The sequence below is a fragment of the Fulverythrobacter ferritrahens genome (genome assembly GCF_020539485.1).
Taxonomy (GTDB): Bacteria; Pseudomonadota; Alphaproteobacteria; order Sphingomonadales; family Sphingomonadaceae; genus Andeanibacterium; species Andeanibacterium ferritrahens.
On record NZ_JACDXU010000002.1, the window covers coordinates 1 to 16,997 of the forward strand.

Here is a 16,997-nt window from a genome sequence, read left to right on the forward strand (position 1 = left end):
GGGCGTTGACATCCACCCTGTCCATGAGGCCCGGCTCTGCAGACAGCGCCGACCCGGCGCGGGAGAGGAGCGAAGCGCTACCGCCCCCGCAACCCGTCACTGCTGGGCCATATAACCCAAATGGTTCGCAATGTCAAGATGGCGTGCCATATGCGCTCGTCATCCCGAGTCAAGCCCGGGGTGACGATGGAGGCCAGCCTAATCCTCTACAGTCACCCCGGCCTCGTGCCGGGGTCCAGCTTTCTAACAGGAAAAAGCGGGATCCCGGAACTAGTCCGGGATGACGATGTATCGGGCGCTGCGCCCTGAGTGAGTGAAAAGGGATTCGCGCAAAGATCGCCAAACCCCTCCTTCGTCATCCCCGCGTAGGCGGGGATCCAGCAGCAACCGCCGAGCTGGATTCCCGCCTACGCGGGAATGACGAGACAGAAAAATGAACGCCAGTGCTTGAGTGCCATCAGCGAATGACGGAACTCGAAACCGTCTTTATAGAAATAAAAACTAATCACTGCCAATTGGCTTTCTAATCTAAAAGTCCAAGCCAATCAGCGAATATTTGGACGGTAGCGACCATCGCTTCCACTGCTGACGCGTGGGAAACATTTACCCCCTCACTCCGCCGCCTGCACCCCGCCGGACGCATCGCCAAACATATCCGGCTCGCCATCGTCAGCCGCCACATCATTCGCGCCGTCGCTGGTCTTGGCCTTGCGGCGCTGGTCGAAGCTGGACCAGACGTCGTTCCAATTGCCCTTGGTCGCGCCCTTTGAATATTCGGTGGCGCGGGTTTCGAAGAAGTTGGCGTGTTCCACGCCGTTGAGCAGCGGGGTGAGCCAGGGCAGCGGGTGGTCGTCCACCATGTAGATCGCCGGGAGGCCCAGCTGGCCGAGGCGCCAGTCGGCGATGTAGCGGATGTAGCGCTTGATTTCCTTGGCCGTCATGCCCGGCACCGGGCCGGCTTCGAAGGCGAGATCGATGAAGGCGTCTTCCAGGCGCACCGTCTTCTGGCACATGTCCATGATGTCGTCCTTCACGGACTTGGTCAGGCAGCCGCGTTCCGCGCAGAAGGCGTGGAACAGCTGCGTGATGCCTTCGCAATGCAGCGATTCGTCGCGGATCGACCAGGTGACGATCTGGCCCATGCCCTTCATCTTGTTGAAGCGCGGGAAGTTCATCAGCATGGCGAAGCTGGCGAAGAGCTGCAGCCCTTCGGTGAAGCCGCCGAACATGGCCAGGGTGCGGGCGATATCCTCGTCCGTATCGACGCCGAATTCCTGCAGATAATCGTGCTTGGCCCGCATCTCCTCATATTCGAGGAACATGCCATATTCGCTTTCGGGCATGCCGATCGTGTCGAGCAGATGGGAATAGGCGGCGATGTGCACAGTCTCCATATTGGAGAAGGCGGTGAGCATCATCTTCACCTCGGTCGGCTTGAACACGCGGCCGTATTTTTCGTGGTAGCAATCCTGCACTTCCACGTCGGCCTGAGTGAAGAAGCGGAAGATCTGGGTAAGCAGGTTGCGTTCGTGATCGGACAGCTTCTGCGCCCAGTCGCGGCAGTCTTCGCCCAGGGGGACTTCTTCCGGCAGCCAGTGGACCTGCTGCTGCCGCTTCCAGAACTCGTAAGCCCAGGGATATTCAAAGGGCTTGTAGGTCTTGCGGGCTTCGAGCAGCGACATGTTGTGTCTCCATGGGCGTCAGTGCGAACTGCCAACATAGGGAATCATGCCCGAGATTCGAAGGCAAGAGTGAATGATTCGGCGGGGATAAAGCGATTTATCCCCGCCCCGGCCCTGCTTTGCGGCAGGCCGTTGAAATCACTTCCAGAACAGGCCGCCCTTCAGCCCCCGGCTGGCCCGGTTGCGCCACATGCGGATGTAGAGCCACAGGCCCGAAATGGCGAAGAACAGCAGCGCGAAGCCCGAGAGGACCGAGATCGCGGTGCCCACGGCGCCGAAGCTCTCGCCCGAATGGAGGTGGTGCATCAGGCCGACCAGCCCGCGCATTCCCGATGGTTCCACCGCAGGCATGCAGCGCCAGCCTTCGGGGCAAGCGAAGCCTTCCGGCGTGGCGGGCATGGCCGGCGGGCCTTCCGCGCCCGTGGGCCAGAGGACGAAGAGCTGGCTGAGAATGCCGGTGGCGGCGATCCAGATCATGAAGACCCCGAAGAAGATCGAGATCCAGCGATGCCATTTGCGCATGGGATATGCCTTTATGTGCGGTTCGTTCCAGAAAGGCGGATCTAGCCCAAGCCGCATTCCATTTTTCTAATATAGCTGCCCGGCGCACTTGCTCCAAGCCGCGAAATGTCGCGGAGGGTAACGGGCGGGGGCGTAACGGGCGAGCGGGGCGGCGCCGCTCAGTCGCGACTGCGCCGCTTCGAGCCGAAGAACGATCCCCCGCCCAGCATGGTGATGCCCAGAAAGAAGCCGAAATCGTACCAGCCGCCGGTATTGGGCACCGCATAGATCGCGATCTCATCCGAGAACAGCGAACCGATCCAGGCCCAGGGGAAGATGAAGCCATGCCACAATCCCCACCAGAAGCCCGGCACATCCGCGCCATGGCTCACCGCATCGGGCACCTGCCGCGCGCAGGCGGCCAGCAGGATCAGGAGCGCCGCAGCCGCAAGGGGCCGCGCGTGCCGCACCATGGAATCAGCTACCAAAGCCGCGGATCAGTGTGGCGAGGCTCTGGATCACATTGGACAGTTCAGCAGCGCGCACGACGAGAAGTTCGATCAGCATGAATATCTCCCACTGTTGCAGCCATCATCCGGACGGCGCCAGCAGGCTAACGCGGGGGATGGCGGCATGGCAAGGCGGGTATTTGCCCAGCCCCTGATGGAAAACCCCTATCCTTGCCTCACCCCTCCGCTCATCCTGAGCCTGTCGAAGGACGAGCGGGGACTGGAGAAAATCCCCTTAACCCGCGGCATCCACCACTTGCACGGCTTCATCCGTCATCGCCCAGCTCCAGATCGCGACGCTGCCCAGCCAGCCGACATTGAAGGCCAGCAGCATGGCCAGCACCACGCCCCGCGGAGGAGGCGGGGTCTGCCGGCCCAGCTTGGGGCCGGGCTCGATAATATCGCTGTGGCGGAACAGGCGCGCCACCGCGCGCGCATTGATCAGCAGCCAGACGCCGGTCCCTGCGGTCAGCACGATGGCAAGGGCCAGCATGATCTGGGGAACGTAAAGGGGCATTTCGGGCACTCCTCGGGATAATCCTGTCCCCCGTGCCCTGCCGGAATGAAACGGGCGAGCGGCGCGGATGGTTCCGCAACGCCGCTCGCCCTGATTTCGGTTCGCCGTTTTTACCGGCCAGTTCTTACCGGCAGACCCACCTTACTGGCAGGCGAGACATTCCTCGTAATCGGTCGGGCTGGCGCTGAGCTCGATCTTCGGCGCATCGGCGGTGTTGTCTGCCTCCACCCCGCCGGCGAAGCCCGCGCGCTGCACGCTCTTGGAGCGCAGGTAATAGAGCGATTTGATGCCCTTTTCCCATGCCTGATAATGCAGCATCAGCAGATCCCACTTGTCGACATCCGCCGGGATGAACAAATTGAGGCTCTGCGCCTGATCGATGAAAGGCGCGCGGTCGGCAGCGAATTCCAGCAGCCAGCGCTGGTCGATCTCGAAGCTGGTCTTATAGACGGCCTTTTCCTCGGGGCTGAGGAAATCGAGATGCTGGACCGAGCCGCCGCGTTCCAGAATCGAGTTCCACACATTGGTGGAATCCTTGGACTTCGCCTGCAGCAGCTTTTCCAGATAGGGGTTCTTCACCACGAAGCTGCCCGAAAGCGTCTTGTGGGTGTAGATATTGGCCGGAATCGGTTCGATACAGGCGCTGGTGCCGCCGCAGATGATGCTGATCGACGCTGTGGGCGCGATTGCCATCTTGCAGCTGAAGCGTTCCATCACGCCCATATCCGCCGCATCGGGGCAAGGCCCGCGTTCCTGCGCCAGCAACAGCGAAGCCTCATCGGCCTTGGCGTTGATGTGCTTGAACATCTTGAGGTTCCACGCCTTCGCCATCGCGCTTTCCATCGCGATGCCCTTCATCTGGAGGAAGGAGTGGAAGCCCATCACACCGAGGCCCACCGAGCGTTCACGCGCGGCGGAATATTTGGCGCGGGCCATTTCAGGCGGTGCGCGGTCGATATAATCCTGCAGCACATTGTCGAGGAAGCGCATCACGTCTTCCACGAAGCGCTTGTCGCCGTTCCACTGGTCCCACGTCTCAAGATTGAGCGAGGACAGGCAGCACACCGCCGTACGGTCGTTGCCGAGGTGGTCCTTGCCGGTGGGCAGGGTGATTTCCGAACAGAGGTTGGAGGTGGAAACCTTCAGCCCCAGATCGCGGTGATGCTTCGGCATCGTCCGGTTCACCGTGTCGGAGAAGACGATATAGGGTTCGCCCGTGGCGAGGCGGGTTTCCACCAGCTTCTGGAACAGGCTGCGCGCATCCACCTTGCCGCGCACGGAACCGTCCTTCGGGCTCTTCAGCTCGAATTCGGTGCCGTCACGCACGGCTTCCATGAAATCGTCGGTCAGCAGCACGCCGTGGTGCAGGTTCAGCGCCTTGCGGTTGAAATCGCCCGACGGCTTGCGGATTTCCAGGAACTCCTCGATCTCCGGGTGGGAGACGTCGAGATAGCAGGCGGCCGAACCGCGCCGCAGCGAGCCCTGCGAAATGGCCAGCGTCAGGCTGTCCATCACGCGGACGAAGGGGATGATCCCGCTGGTCTTGCCATTGAGGCCCACCGGCTCGCCAATGCCGCGCACCGCGCCCCAATAGGTGCCGATGCCGCCGCCCTTGCTGGCCAGCCAGACATTCTCGTTCCAGGTGCCGACAATGCCTTCCAGGCTGTCGGACACGGAATTGAGATAGCAGCTGATCGGCAACCCGCGATTGGTGCCGCCATTGGACAGCACCGGGGTTGCCGGCATGAACCACAGCTTGGAAATGTAATCATACAGGCGCTGGGCGTGTTCGGCATCGTCCGCATAGGCATCGGCCACGCGGGCGAACAGATCCTGGAAATCCTCGCCGGGCAGCAGATAGCGGTCGGTCAGGGTTTCCTTGCCGAAATCGGTCAGCAGCGCATCGCGGGCACTATCGGTCACCACATCGAAGCGGCGCGGGCGGACGGATTTGGAATCGTCCTTCGGCGCCGCGGCGCTCTCGGCGACAGCCTGCATCGCCTGCGCAAGCGCACCGGCGGCGGCTGTTTCCACCGCCCCGGTTTCCAGCGCGCCGGTTTCCAGCGCGCCGGTTTCCACCGCGCCGGTTTCCACGAGCGTGGCGGTGGCCATATCCTTGCTTTCCATCGTCATTGCCGGGCCATCCGTGTTCCCAGGGTTCTTGTCCGCATTGCTATCCTTGGCTGCCGGCGCATCCATATCGAGCGCCAGCGCAGCTTCGTCCCCAGTCCTGAAATCCATATACGAGCCCCCGATCTGTTCACTCCGGGCGATGTTTTCAACGCCCCTTGTTCCGCATTCGTTCGAATCGGTGGCCAAGCAGCCATTCACCCGATCCGCAGGCCGCGACAGGGAAAGAGCTTTCCCTGCCTGTTGCCGACCGAATGGCCGAAGGGCCTGCCCGCCGCCTGATTCCGCTGCTGGAAAGGCCCCCTGGCCCATCCGGCGCAAAATCAAAGTCTTGTGGGTGCCCCTCGCTGTTCGGCCTAGACATAGTGCTTGCACTGGGAATCAGGCGCAAGGGCTGAAATGTCTGATTTACCATATGTGACCTGGTAAAGACTCGGTGTCCTACCCCGACAACACAGCGCGACGCGCGGTCAAAGCTCGGCTTGTGAGCGGCGCAAGGGCCAAAATGAATCCGGGCAAAAATTTTCATGTGAAATTTTCTCTAACCAGGCTTTGAATCAAACGAATCGCCCCCGGCAATTTTGCTGCGCCGGAAAGTGAGGAAATGCCCCGTTTCGGAGCCTGGCAGGAGTGATCAGGGCACTGGGCAACTGTTTCCCGTGGCCTTCGACAGGCTCAGGCTGAGCGGGGTTTGTTTACCGCCTTCTCATAATCGAATCGCACAACATCCGCTCAGCCTGAGCCTGTCGAAGGCCACACGCCAATCTCACCCCACCGACCGGGGCCCTTGGCGATTGACCGCAAGCTGCGAGATCAATTCCCAATCCCCCGCCATGAGGGCTTCCTTCTTTGCCCTGCTCCAGCCCTTGATCCTGCGTTCGGCGGCAAAGGCATCGTCCCTGCTAGGGAAACTGTCCGACCAGACCAGTTCAACCGGCAGTCTCTTCGCCGTATAGCCACCCAGAGCTCCCGCCATGTGCTGGGCAATGCGCAGCTCGATGTCGTCCGTATGGCCGGCATAATAGCTGCCGTCATTGCAGCGCAGGAGATAGGCATAGAAAGCCATTCCAAAGGGCTAGGTTTCCGCCAGCCAATCGACAAGCCCAGACTCAGCGGATTTGGAGACAATCCCCCGCACCGTTCATCGCCGCCCGTGTCCGCAGGGTCAGATCCGGGCCGGGATCGACGCGGGCGACCACGCAGGGCTTGCCTTCCAGCCGCACCACGATGCCGTAATCCTTCTCATTCCGGCCCTCGGCGCCTTCCGGCACTTCCTGTTCCAGCAGGAAGAAGGCGGGCTTGAATGCCCCTTCCACCATTTCCCCATGCCATTCGACACTATCGTCCAGCTCGCTGAAGCCGCCGCCCGCCAACCCGGCGAGGCCGAGCTTGTGGGCAGTGCCGTCGGGCGCGATCACGGCAAGGTCTTCGCGCAGATCGGCCTTGGTGAAGCGCAGGCGATAGCCGCCTTCGCCGGGGCAATCATATTCAAAGAAGCTCGCCTCGTCCGGGTTGGAGCGCAGCAGCTTGCACCCGTCATCGTCCAGCCTGGTCTGGCGGATCGTGTCCTTGTCGGGGGCGGGCGCGGGCGAGGCCGCGCCGGGCAGGCCAGCGGGGGCGCCCGTGCCGCTCGCAGCGGGATCGGGCTCGCTGCCCGAACAGGCGCCCAGCAGAGTGAGGGAGGAAACCGCCAGCAGCGGCAGGACGACCATGCGCGTGCGTGATTGGGTCATGCCCCGAGTAAAGCGAAGGCAATGCCCCACCGCTCCCGCCCTGCGTCAGGCAGAGGCGCGAATGCGGCGATCCGATGGTCTGGACCTAGGGAACCAGCACCGTATCCAGCGCCTCCGGCAACATGCCGGGATAATCCAGCGTGTAATGCAGGCCCCGGCTCTCATGCCGTTTCAGCGCGCTTTTCACGATCAGATCGGCGCATTGCAGCAGGTTGCGCAATTCGATGAGGTCGGTCGTCACGCGGAAGTGGCCGTAATAATCCTCGATCTCGTCATGCAGCAGCTTGATGCGGTGCTGCGCGCGTTCCAGCCTTTTGGTGGTGCGCACGATGCCGACATAGTTCCACATGAAGCGCCGGATTTCGGTCCAGTTCTGCTTGATGATCACTTCCTCGTCGGAATCGGTCACCCGGCTTTCGTCCCAGGGGCGGACCGGCGGCGGGGCATCGAAACTGTCCCAGCGGGCGAGGATGTCCTTCGCGGCGGCTTCCCCGAACACGAAACATTCCAGCAGGCTGTTGGAGGCCAGGCGATTGGCGCCATGCAAGCCGCTTTCGCTGCATTCGCCTGCGGCATAGAGGCCGGGCAGATCCGTGCGGCCGGCAAGGTCCGTCAGGATGCCGCCGCAGGTGTAATGCTGCGCGGGCACTACCGGGATCGGCTCCTTCGTCATGTCGATGCCCAGGCCGAGCAGCTTTTCATGGATGTTGGGGAAATGCTCCCGCACGAATTCCGCGGGCTGGTGGCTGATGTCGAGATGGACGTAATCCAGCCCGAAGCGCTTGATTTCCGAATCGATCGCGCGGGCCACAACATCGCGCGGGGCCAGTTCCAGCCGCTCGGGATCGTAATATTCCATGAAGCGCTTGCCGGTGCGCGGATTGATCAGCCGCCCGCCTTCGCCCCGCACCGCCTCGGTAATCAGGAAGTTCTTGACCTCCAGATTGTAGAGGCAGGTCGGGTGGAACTGCATCATTTCCATGTTGGAAACGCGGGCGCCCGCGCGCCAGGCCATGGCGATGCCATCTCCCGTGGCGCCGCGCGGCGCGGTGGAGAACTGATAGACGCGCCCCGCCCCGCCCGATGCCATGATCGTGGCATGGGCCGTATGCGCCTCCACATGGCCGGTATCGGTGTTCAGCGCATAGACGCCCCACACCCGGCCCGAGCCGGAATAGCGCAGCTCGTTCTTGCCGGTGATCAGTTCGATGCAGCTGCGATTGGGCAGCAGGGTGATGTTGGGATGTTCCTCCGCCGCCTTGAGCAGGGCCATCTGCACGGCCCAGCCGGTGGCGTCGTTCACATGCACGATCCGCCGGTGCGAATGGCCGCCTTCGCGCGTGAGGTGCAGATTCGCCCCTTCGGTGTTGAAGGGCACGCCCAGCTCCATCAGCCGGTCGATCGCATGGGGCGCGCTTTCGATCACGAACTCCACCGTCTCGCGCCGGTTGAGCCCCGCGCCTGCGATCATCGTGTCGCGAATATGTTCCTCGAAAGTGTCGCCCGCATCCAGCACGGCGGCGATCCCGCCCTGCGCCCAGGCAGTGGAGCCCGAATTGAGCGTGCCCTTGGCCAGCACCAGCACCTTGCGGCTGTTGGCCAGCGTCAGTGCCGCGGTGAGCCCCGCTGCACCGGAGCCGATGATGAGGACGTCATGGATGCCGTTGCTGCTCACGCCGAACTCCGCTCGCAGGTGGGTTGAACGAAAGCTCCGTCCGGATTGGACCCCAGGCGGAAACTCACTGCCGTGCTTCCAGCATCAGCACTCGTTCCATCTCCAGGGTCGTATCCGCGTTATTATCGTGCAGGACAACATGGAACCTGTAGGAACCGGGCGGATCGCTCGATTGCAGCATTGCCGACACCGGATCTTCACTGAAGGCCGCGATACGGCCCTTGGGCTTGGCCGCCTTGGTCCAGATCCTGCGGCCCGGATTATCGACGATCTTTTCTCCGCCGGGGCCGAATACGGTGTAGTCAGCGGTCACGTTGCATTTGCCGTTCGCTCCCGCCTTGCAGTCGCCAACCGCAACCATGATGAGGAAAGGAACGTCCGCGAGTTTCGCCGGGACGGCCGTGGCTTCGTCAAGTCCACCTTTGCCTTCTGTCCAGGCCCGATATTTCTGCGGGTCGAAGAAGATATGAAACTGAGCCTGAAGTCCGTCCTGAACCCGGTAGGTCTCGGCTGCATGGGCGGAAACCGGCTGGATTGCGGAAAAACCGATCAGTGCGGCAAATGCGATGTTTCGCCACGGATTGTTCATCATGCCGCCTCCCTGTTGCTCGTCAGCTGGACGAATACATCCTCAAGGTCCGGCTCCTGCGTGGAAACATCCACTATGACGAAGCCCTGCGCCTGCACCTGGCCCAGCACGTCGCCGGCAGTGACGCGATCCTTGTCATAGGCGATCTCGATCTCCCGCTCCCCGGTCTTGCGGCATTTGACGAAGGCGGGGTGGCTGGGCAGATCGCCGATGTCGCGGTCCAGGGTCAGCAGCAGGATCTTTTCCCGCGTCATTTCCACCAGTTCGCGCGTGGGGCGGTTGGTGATGAGCTGGCCGTGATTGATGATCGCGATCCGGTCGCACAATTCCTCGGCTTCTTCGAGGTAATGGGTGGTCAGCACCACGGTCACGCCCTGATGGTTCAACTCGCTGACCAGTTCCCACAGCTGGCGGCGCAGTTCCACGTCCACGCCCGCCGTGGGCTCGTCCAGCACCAGGATCGGCGGGGAATGGACCATGGCCTTGGCGATCAGCAACCGCCGCTTCATGCCCCCCGAAAGCGAGCGGGAATAGGCATTGCGCTTGTCCGCCAGATGGACGGCTTTCAGCAGTTCTTCCGAGCGGCGCAGCGCCTTGGGCACGCCCCACAGGCCGGCCTGATTCTCCAGCACCTCGAACGGAGTGAAGAAGGGATCGAACACGATTTCCTGCGGGACTATGCCGATGGATGCCTTGGCATTGCGCATGTCGCTATCGATGTCATGGCCCCAGATTTCCACCGTGCCGCTGGTTTTCATCACCAGCCCGGCCATGATGTTGATCAGGGTGGACTTGCCCGCGCCGTTGGGGCCCAGCAGGCCGAAGATCTGGCCCTGCGGAACGTCGAAGCTGACCCCGCCCAGGGCGAGCTTGCCTTCGCCGCCTTGCCCGGCCTTACCGCCCTTGCCCCGCACGGGAGCATAACGCTTGACGACATCCCTGATCGAGATCGCAACGCTGCTGTCACTCATGCCCCGCTCCTTGCGCCAGCGGGGGGCCCACGTAAAGGGCAAGCTGTGACAGATGCGCTACCGTCTTGCGGATCGTGCGGGCTGGGGTTAGTGGCGAATCCATGCTTCCGCCGCCAGAAACCACTATCGTCGAAACCACCCGCGTCTCGTGTGACGGTTCGGGCGGCATTCGCGGCGGTTCCAGCTACCGCGCAGCGGCGCTGGGCCACCCGCGCGTCTTCCTGGAAATTGACGAGCACGGCTATGTCGATTGCGGCTATTGCGACCGGCGCTTCATCCTGAAGGGCGGCCCGGCCGACGGCGCGGACCAGTCGCAGCTGCCGGACATCGCCTCGGGCGCGAGCGTCTAGGCCTGATCCACCCTTTCCGTTCGTCCTGAGCCTCCCGATCTTCCCGCCAGGACCGGAATCTGCACCGCGCGGCCGAACCCGCACTTTCGCTCGCCGCCGGGCGGACCTATATCCATCCCATGACTTTCACCGATCCGCGCGGCCATCTTTATGCAGATGGCAAGCTTTCGCCCGAAGAAGCCCAGGCCCTCGCCCGCAAGACGCTGGCGCAATGCGACGATGGGGAGCTGTTCCTCCAGTTCGTCGCTTCGGAGAGCTTCGCCTTTGACGATGGCCGGCTGAAGACCGCCGATTATTCGCGCGATTCGGGTTTCGGCCTGCGCGGCGTTTCGGGCGAGATGACCGGTTTTGCCCATGCGAACGACATTTCCGCCAGTGCCATCGCGCGGGCAGGCGAGACGCTGAAACTGCTGGACCCGACAACGGGAAGCCCCGCCGCGCCGCCGCGCCTCAACAATCGCCACCTCTATACCGATGTCAGCCCGCTGGACCTGGTGCCCTTTGCCGAAAAGGTCGCGCTGCTGGAAAAGATCGACGCCGCCGCCCGCGCCCGCGATCCGCGCGTGGCGCAGGTCACGGCCAGCCTCTCGGGCAGCTGGTCGGTGGTGGAGATCGTGCGCGCCGATGGCTTCGTGGCCACCGATGTGCGCCCGCTGGTGCGGCTCAACGTCTCCATCGTGGCCGAAGTGAACGGCAGGCGGGAAACCGGCAGCTACGGGATCGGCGGGCGCCATCTGTATGACCGGCTGTTCGTGGAAAGCGCCTGGAACGAGGCGATCGACCATGCGCTGGGGCAGGCCCTGGTGAACCTCGAAAGCGTGGCCGCGCCTGCGGGTGAAATGACCGTATTGCTCGGCCCCGGCTGGCCCGGCGTGCTGCTGCACGAGGCCATCGGCCACGGGCTGGAAGGCGATTTCAACCGCAAGGGCACCAGTGCATTCACTGGCCGCATCGGCGAGCGTGTGGCCGCCCCCGGCGTGACCGTGGTGGACGATGGTTCGATCCATGACCGGCGCGGTTCGCTGTCCATCGACGATGAGGGCACCCCCACCGGCGAGACCGTGCTGATCGACGACGGCATCCTGAAAGGCTATATGCAGGACCGGCTCAATGCCCGGCTGATGGGCATGGAACCCACCGGCAATGGCCGCCGCGAGAGCTATCAACACGCGCCCCTGCCGCGCATGACCAATACTTTCATGAAGGCCGGCAACGACAATCCGGAAGAGCTCCTCTCCCGCATGAAGAGCGGCATCTTCGCCAAGAGCTTCGGCGGCGGGCAGGTGGACATCGTTTCGGGCAAATTCGTGTTCAGCTGCACCGAGGCCTATCTGGTGGAGAACGGCAAACTGGGCGCGCCGATCAAGGGCGCCACGCTGATCGGCGACGGGCCTTCGGTGCTGACCAAAGTCACCGGCATCGGCAGTGATCTGGAACTCGACCCCGGCATCGGCATGTGCGGCAAGGGCGGGCAGGGCGTGCCTGCGGGCGTGGGCCAGCCGACCCTGCTGGTGGACCGCCTGACGGTGGGCGGAACCGCCTGATCCGGGCCTCTGTCGCCATCAATTGTCGTCATGCTGAACTCGTTTCAGCATCCATCTCTCCCCACAAGCAACAGCTCGATCAGGAGAAATGGGCCCTGGAAGCGAAGCTGTGCCTGCACAAACAAGTTCAGGGTGACGATTGCATCGAGCCTTTGCGCGCCCCGATTTGCAGCCTGTTTCGGCGGAAGCTTTCCCGCTCAGGCAATCGCTGCACTCCAGGGTACAAGGATCACCAGAAAAGGCGTAATATTGCAGAGGTTCCAACACTGCGAGTCCGTCTTTTCAGGCAGGAACCTCCCGTCAGCATGTATTAAGCCTGCCGGTGATAGGGGTCCCGCCATCTTACGGAGATTTATATGCGCAAGATCATTACTGCTCTCGCCATTTCCGCTCTTGCCCTGACCGGGGGCGCCGTCAGCGCCAAGCAGACCGCGTCGGAAAAGGGTGAAGCCCAGCTTCAGAAGCTGATCGCAGGCCGCACCGCCGGAGAGCCGAAGAGCTGCATCAACACCATGCGCCAGAACGGGATGCGGATCATCGATCGCACTGCCATCGTCTATGAATCGGGCGATACGGTGTGGGTCGCGCGGCCGACCGACTCGCGCCAGCTGCGCCGCACCGACATTCTGGTGATCGACCGGGTGAACGGCAGCCAGCTGTGCACCAATGACACGATGTACACCATCGACCAGTCGAGCGGCATGTATTCCGGCGCGGTCTTCCTCAAGGAATTCGTCCCCTACACCAAGCCGAAGGGCTGATCCTAAGCATGGCTGCCGCTCCGCGCCGCTGGGCGGCAGAATTGCTGCATTTCTGGTTCCACACACTCGGCCCGCGCGACTGGTTCGGCGGCGGGCCGGAAGTGGACGAGGCATTGCGCCGCCGGTTCGAGCCGGATCTGCTGGCGCTGTTCACCCAGAGCGCGGATAATTTCCTGACCGATCCGCTCACGGCCCGCGCGGCAGTGCTGCTGTTCGATCAGTTGCCGCGCAATCTCTATCGCGGCACGGCCGAGGCTTTCGCCTTCGATCCGCTGGCCCATGCCATTTGCGTGGAAGCCCTCTCGCGCGGGTGGGACAGGGGGCTGACCCTGCAGGAACGGCAATTCCTCGGCCTCCCACTGATGCATGGGGAAAGCCGGGCAGACCAGCTTGCCTCGCTCGCCTATTACGGGGCGCTGGGTAACGCCTTCATCCTGTCCTTCGCCCGCGCGCATTACCGCATGGTCGCGCGTTTCCGCCGCTTCCCCCATCGCAACGAAGTGCTGGGCCGCAAGAGCACCCCGGCGGAACTCGCCGCCATCGCTGCCGGAAATCACTGGTAAGGGCCGCAAATCGGGACATGTGACACGGCGGTGTCACACAGCAAGGCCAAGGCGGGCGCCAGTTATCAGGCGCTTCGAGGCTTCCCCCAAAAATGAAATATCCCTTCTTCGCGATCACGCTGTTGTTCGGCGCTGCCCTGCCGCAGGCCCTGTTGGCGCAGGCCCCGCAGGCAGAAGACCTTTCCGCCCTGCCGCGCCACGCCTCCGCCGATCCGAGCCTGCCTGACGGCGCGCGCCGCCTGCCCGGCGATCTGAGCGGCGCCTATGCCGCCATGGCCTCCACCGACGCGCAAAAGCCGGTGCGCAATGTGATCCTGCTGATCGGTGACGGAATGGGCGATTCCGAAATCACGATCGCGCGCAATTATGCCGCAGGGGCGGGCGGCTATTTCAAGGGTCTGGATGCCCTGCCGGTGAGCGGCCAATACACCCATTACTCGCTCGACAAGGACAGCGGGAAGCCGAACTACGTCACCGATTCCGCCGCCTCCGCCACGGCATTCTCCAGCGGGGTGAAGAGCTATAATGGTGCCATCGGCGTGGATATTCGCGGGCAGGCCCATCCCAGCCTGCTGACGCTGGCGCGCAAGGCGGGGCTCGCCACGGGCGACGTTTCCACTGCCGAAATCCAGGACGCCACGCCCGCCGCGCAGATCGCCCATGTGGCGGATCGCGATTGCAAGGGCCCGCAGGAAACCAGCAAGGTCTGCCCCGCCGATGCGCTGGAAAATGGCGGGCGCGGATCGATTGCCGAACAATTGCTCGACACGAGGCCCGATGTGGCGCTGGGCGGCGGCGCGAAATATTTCCGCCAGAACGCCACTGCCGGAAAGTGGAAGGGCAAGAGCCTGCTGGATCAGGCGGCGGAACGCGGCTTCACGCTCGTCACCGATGCGGCGCAGCTTGCTGCGGTAACCAGCGCGAACCAGAAGAAGCCGCTGCTGGGCCTCTTCGCGGAAGGCAATATGCCGGTGCGCTGGAAGGGGCCGCGTGCCAGCTATCACGGCAATATCGACCTGCCGCCGGTGACCTGCGCAGCGAATGCGGAGCGCCCGGCCAACCAGCCCACGCTGGCATCGATGACACGCAAGGCAATCGACCTGCTCTCGCCTGCGCCCAGGGGCTTCTTCCTGCAGGTGGAAGGCGCCTCGATCGACAAGGAATCGCATGGCGCCAATCCCTGCGGCCAGATCGGGGAAACGGTCGATCTCGACGAAGCGGTGCAAGTGGCGCTGGAATTCGCGCGCAAGGATGGCAACACGCTGGTGATCGTCACGGCCGACCATGCCCATTCCGGCCAGATCATCTATGCCGACGAAAAGGCCCCCGGCCTCACCCAGGCGCTGATGACGCAGGACGGCGCGGTGATGACGGTAAGCTACGGCAATAGCGAGGATGGCTCCATGGGTCACACCGGCACGCAATTGCGCGTCGCCGCCTATGGCCCGCGTTCCTTCAACGTCACCGGCCTGCTCGACCAGACGGACATCTTCTACATCATGCGCGACGCGCTGGGGCTGGCTTCGGCTCCGGCGAAATGATTGCCGAGGCGCTCAGGCAATATGCTTGAGCGCCTCCCGCTTCGAGAGCGGGCTCAGCTCGCTTTCATGCGCGGCGACATAGCGGGCCACTTCGGCGGGATCGGTGCGGGCATATTGCCGCAGCGCCCAGCCGATGGCCTTGCGCAGGAAGAATTCCTTCGATCCCATCGACGGAGCGATGGCCGCGTAAAGCAGATCGAGATCCGTCTCCTGTTTGGCAAGCAGCTGGCACAGGATCGCACTGCGCCGCTTCCACATATCCCCGCCCCGCGCCCATTCGAGCATGGCCTGCTTCATCGGCACGGGTTCGGCCCGCAGGATCGCCAGAAGGTTCTGCCCGGCAATCGTATCGACATAATCCCACCATGCGCCGGTGACGATCATCTCCTCATACATGGGCAGAGCATCCATCCGCTGGAAAGCGCGCGCCTGGCGGATGGCTGCCAGATCGAGGGCACAATAGCGTTCCTCGCGGAATTCCGCCCCCCGCCAGATCGCCAGAACCTCGGCCTGCCATTCGGCGGAAGAGGTGAATTGCAGGGGCTTCAACAGATCGCGGCACAATACCCGCCGCACCGGCGTCGGCACGCCCAGATAGGGCATGGCGCTTTTCATATAGGCTTGCATCGCCGGCGCGCGGGCAGGCTCGGCCACCTCTTCCAGCGCCGAACGCAGGCGGCGGGCGAGCGGGATCGCGCTCAATGGCCCGCCCCGGAATGACCAGCTTCGGCATGAATCGCAAAGCGCAGGCTGGTCGCCTCATAGCCTTCCCGCTCGTAGAAGCGGTGGGCATCCTTGCGGGTATTATTGCTGGTGACTTCGATCATCGTGCAGCCCCGCGCCGCCAGCGCCGCTTCGCCCGCGCGCAGCAAGGCAGCGCCGATGCCCTTGCCGCGCTGCCCCTCTGCCACCACCAGCATGGCAATGCGCCCCACGGGCCGGGGGCGATGGAGCACGGGCATGACCGAGGTGGTGAGGCAGCCGACCACGCATCCATCCAGTTCGGCCACCAGCGCATCCATGCCCGCCGCCTCGATCAGCGGCAGCCGCGCGGCGACATCTTCGGCGCTGCTGCCAGGATGGCCCAGCTGATCGATCAGCACTGCGATTGCGGCGCTGTCTTCCCTCCGGGCCGGACGGAGGAGCAGGCCCGGTATAGTCATGCGGATCATCCCTTCTTTGCGCTCGACTGGGCGCTCGACTGGGCGCTCGGCTGGTGCCTATCGCGGAAGAGGGGGGAAATCCATCGGCTGCAATGCCTGCGGGGCTATCCCTTCACTTCTGCCTGAACTGCGGAATCTCCGCATCCTTGTGGCGCTCCACATGGGCGAGGAAGGCTTTCATCCAGCGGTCGAGCAGATCATGGTGGTCCTTGCCCACCCGGCCATCGCCATCCACCAGATCGTCGCTCCATTTCAGGAAGACTTCGGGCTGCTGCAACGGGGGCATGTTGAGCGAGACGAGCACGTTGCGCAAATGCTGCTGCGCCATGGCCGTGCCGCTGATGCCGGGGGAAACCCCCAGCACGCCGGCCGCTTTGCCGCCCCAGCAGCTATCCCCATAAGGGCGCGAGCCGTGATCGATGGCGTTCTTCAGCACGCCGGGGATCGAGCGGTTATATTCGGGCGTAACGAAGATTACCCCGTCCGCCGCGCGGATGCGTTCCTTCAGGCGGCGGGCGGGCTCCGGCTGGTGGGAATCCGTATCCTGATCGTAAAGCGGCAGATCGCCGATCTCCACCACTTCAAAGGAATGGCCTTCGGTGGAGGGCAGATGGGCAATCGCGCGTGCAAGGCGGCGATTGTAGGATTCCTTGCGCAGGCTGCCCGGAATGATCGCGATATGGCTCATAAAGGCTCCTTTCACCGGAACCAATGAACCGGGAGGGGCGGAAGTTCCCCGGCCCGCCGCGCGTCTCGCCCGTCCAGCCT

At 63.4% G+C, this 16,997-nt stretch carries 18 protein-coding genes; 5 read left to right on the top strand and 13 right to left on the bottom strand.

Annotated features, from left to right (window positions below; genetic code table 11):
• Positions 1-611: 611 nt before the first annotated feature.
• The 10 genes from H0274_RS08020 to H0274_RS08065 form a co-directional block, all read right to left on the bottom strand.
• Positions 612-1,682: a ribonucleotide-diphosphate reductase subunit beta gene (locus tag H0274_RS08020; protein ID WP_226794477.1), complete on the bottom strand. Its 1,071-nt coding sequence runs from the start codon at positions 1,680-1,682 to the stop codon at positions 612-614.
• Between the two features lie 138 nt (positions 1,683-1,820).
• On the bottom strand, positions 1,821-2,204 hold the full coding sequence (locus tag H0274_RS08025) for a PepSY domain-containing protein (RefSeq protein ID WP_226794478.1): 384 nt from the start codon (positions 2,202-2,204) through the stop codon (positions 1,821-1,823).
• Between the two features lie 158 nt (positions 2,205-2,362).
• Positions 2,363-2,656, bottom strand: coding sequence for an LPXTG cell wall anchor domain-containing protein (locus H0274_RS08030; protein WP_226794479.1), 294 nt, complete (start codon positions 2,654-2,656; stop codon positions 2,363-2,365).
• 271 nt (positions 2,657-2,927) lie between these two features.
• Complete coding sequence (locus H0274_RS08035; protein WP_226794480.1) at positions 2,928-3,209, bottom strand: hypothetical protein; 282 nt, start codon at positions 3,207-3,209, stop codon at positions 2,928-2,930.
• A gap of 141 nt (positions 3,210-3,350) precedes the next feature.
• Complete coding sequence (locus H0274_RS08040) at positions 3,351-5,450, bottom strand: ribonucleoside-diphosphate reductase subunit alpha (protein WP_413463472.1); 2,100 nt, start codon at positions 5,448-5,450, stop codon at positions 3,351-3,353.
• Between the two features lie 655 nt (positions 5,451-6,105).
• Positions 6,106-6,405, bottom strand: coding sequence for a GIY-YIG nuclease family protein (locus tag H0274_RS08045; protein ID WP_226794481.1), 300 nt, complete (start codon positions 6,403-6,405; stop codon positions 6,106-6,108).
• A gap of 43 nt (positions 6,406-6,448) precedes the next feature.
• On the bottom strand, positions 6,449-7,072 hold the full coding sequence (locus H0274_RS08050; protein ID WP_226794482.1) for a hypothetical protein: 624 nt from the start codon (positions 7,070-7,072) through the stop codon (positions 6,449-6,451).
• A gap of 85 nt (positions 7,073-7,157) precedes the next feature.
• Entirely contained in the window at positions 7,158-8,747 is a 1,590-nt protein-coding gene (gene nadB, locus H0274_RS08055; protein ID WP_226794483.1) for an L-aspartate oxidase, read from the bottom strand.
• A 64-nt stretch (positions 8,748-8,811) separates the two neighbouring features.
• Positions 8,812-9,339, bottom strand: coding sequence for a hypothetical protein (locus H0274_RS08060; protein ID WP_226794484.1), 528 nt, complete (start codon positions 9,337-9,339; stop codon positions 8,812-8,814).
• On the bottom strand, positions 9,336-10,307 hold the full coding sequence (locus H0274_RS08065; protein ID WP_226794485.1) for an ABC transporter ATP-binding protein: 972 nt from the start codon (positions 10,305-10,307) through the stop codon (positions 9,336-9,338). Before H0274_RS08065 ends, H0274_RS08060 begins: the two co-directional genes overlap by 4 nt.
• A gap of 101 nt (positions 10,308-10,408) precedes the next feature.
• On the opposite strand from H0274_RS08065, the gene H0274_RS08070 reads away from it, so the two are divergent.
• From H0274_RS08070 to phoA, 5 genes are all read left to right on the top strand, one after another.
• A complete protein-coding gene (locus H0274_RS08070) occupies positions 10,409-10,657 on the top strand; it encodes a zinc-finger domain-containing protein (protein ID WP_226794486.1) in 249 nt (82 codons plus the stop codon).
• 119 nt (positions 10,658-10,776) lie between these two features.
• Positions 10,777-12,201 carry a metalloprotease TldD gene (gene tldD / locus H0274_RS08075; RefSeq protein WP_226794487.1) on the top strand — a complete coding sequence of 475 codons (1,425 nt, stop codon included), beginning with the start codon at positions 10,777-10,779 and terminating at the stop codon, positions 12,199-12,201.
• Between the two features lie 356 nt (positions 12,202-12,557).
• Positions 12,558-12,962, top strand: a complete 405-nt coding sequence (locus tag H0274_RS08080) for a hypothetical protein (protein WP_226794488.1) — start codon at positions 12,558-12,560, stop codon at positions 12,960-12,962.
• Positions 12,963-12,970: 8 nt separating this feature from the next.
• Positions 12,971-13,525: a DUF924 family protein gene (locus tag H0274_RS08085; RefSeq protein ID WP_226794489.1), complete on the top strand. Its 555-nt coding sequence runs from the start codon at positions 12,971-12,973 to the stop codon at positions 13,523-13,525.
• Positions 13,526-13,617: 92 nt separating this feature from the next.
• Positions 13,618-15,066, top strand: a complete 1,449-nt coding sequence (gene phoA, locus H0274_RS08090; protein ID WP_226794490.1) for an alkaline phosphatase — start codon at positions 13,618-13,620, stop codon at positions 15,064-15,066.
• A 12-nt stretch (positions 15,067-15,078) separates the two neighbouring features.
• Here the strand turns inward: phoA and H0274_RS08095 are convergent, their stop codons facing one another.
• The 3 genes from H0274_RS08095 to H0274_RS08105 form a co-directional block, all read right to left on the bottom strand.
• Entirely contained in the window at positions 15,079-15,768 is a 690-nt protein-coding gene (locus H0274_RS08095; RefSeq protein WP_226794491.1) for a DNA alkylation repair protein, read from the bottom strand.
• Positions 15,765-16,229 (bottom strand): GNAT family N-acetyltransferase, encoded by a 465-nt coding sequence (locus H0274_RS08100; RefSeq protein WP_226794492.1) that lies wholly within the window; start codon positions 16,227-16,229, stop codon positions 15,765-15,767. The genes H0274_RS08095 and H0274_RS08100 overlap by 4 nt, the downstream gene beginning before the upstream one ends.
• A 112-nt stretch (positions 16,230-16,341) precedes the next feature.
• The gene (locus H0274_RS08105) at positions 16,342-16,917 is read right to left on the bottom strand and encodes an NADPH-dependent FMN reductase (RefSeq protein ID WP_226794493.1); all 576 of its coding nucleotides are present in this window, start codon (positions 16,915-16,917) and stop codon (positions 16,342-16,344) included.
• Between the last annotated feature and the right edge of the window lie 80 nt (positions 16,918-16,997).

Coding starts and splice junctions, on each gene's coding strand:
- H0274_RS08045 (WP_226794481.1), bottom strand. CDS start 6,405: ATGGCTTTCTATGCCTATCTCCTGCGCTGCAATGACGGCAGCTATTAT.
- H0274_RS08070 (WP_226794486.1), top strand. CDS start 10,409: ATGCTTCCGCCGCCAGAAACCACTATCGTCGAAACCACCCGCGTCTCG.
- H0274_RS08020 (WP_226794477.1), bottom strand. CDS start 1,682: ATGTCGCTGCTCGAAGCCCGCAAGACCTACAAGCCCTTTGAATATCCC.
- H0274_RS08100 (WP_226794492.1), bottom strand. CDS start 16,229: ATGACTATACCGGGCCTGCTCCTCCGTCCGGCCCGGAGGGAAGACAGC.
- H0274_RS08025 (WP_226794478.1), bottom strand. CDS start 2,204: ATGCGCAAATGGCATCGCTGGATCTCGATCTTCTTCGGGGTCTTCATG.
- H0274_RS08065 (WP_226794485.1), bottom strand. CDS start 10,307: ATGAGTGACAGCAGCGTTGCGATCTCGATCAGGGATGTCGTCAAGCGT.
- H0274_RS08050 (WP_226794482.1), bottom strand. CDS start 7,072: ATGACCCAATCACGCACGCGCATGGTCGTCCTGCCGCTGCTGGCGGTT.
- phoA (WP_226794490.1), top strand. CDS start 13,618: ATGAAATATCCCTTCTTCGCGATCACGCTGTTGTTCGGCGCTGCCCTG.
- H0274_RS08060 (WP_226794484.1), bottom strand. CDS start 9,339: ATGATGAACAATCCGTGGCGAAACATCGCATTTGCCGCACTGATCGGT.
- H0274_RS08030 (WP_226794479.1), bottom strand. CDS start 2,656: ATGGTGCGGCACGCGCGGCCCCTTGCGGCTGCGGCGCTCCTGATCCTG.
- H0274_RS08105 (WP_226794493.1), bottom strand. CDS start 16,917: ATGAGCCATATCGCGATCATTCCGGGCAGCCTGCGCAAGGAATCCTAC.
- H0274_RS08040 (WP_413463472.1), bottom strand. CDS start 5,450: ATGGATTTCAGGACTGGGGACGAAGCTGCGCTGGCGCTCGATATGGAT.
- H0274_RS08085 (WP_226794489.1), top strand. CDS start 12,971: ATGGCTGCCGCTCCGCGCCGCTGGGCGGCAGAATTGCTGCATTTCTGG.
- tldD (WP_226794487.1), top strand. CDS start 10,777: ATGACTTTCACCGATCCGCGCGGCCATCTTTATGCAGATGGCAAGCTT.
- H0274_RS08035 (WP_226794480.1), bottom strand. CDS start 3,209: ATGCCCCTTTACGTTCCCCAGATCATGCTGGCCCTTGCCATCGTGCTG.
- H0274_RS08080 (WP_226794488.1), top strand. CDS start 12,558: ATGCGCAAGATCATTACTGCTCTCGCCATTTCCGCTCTTGCCCTGACC.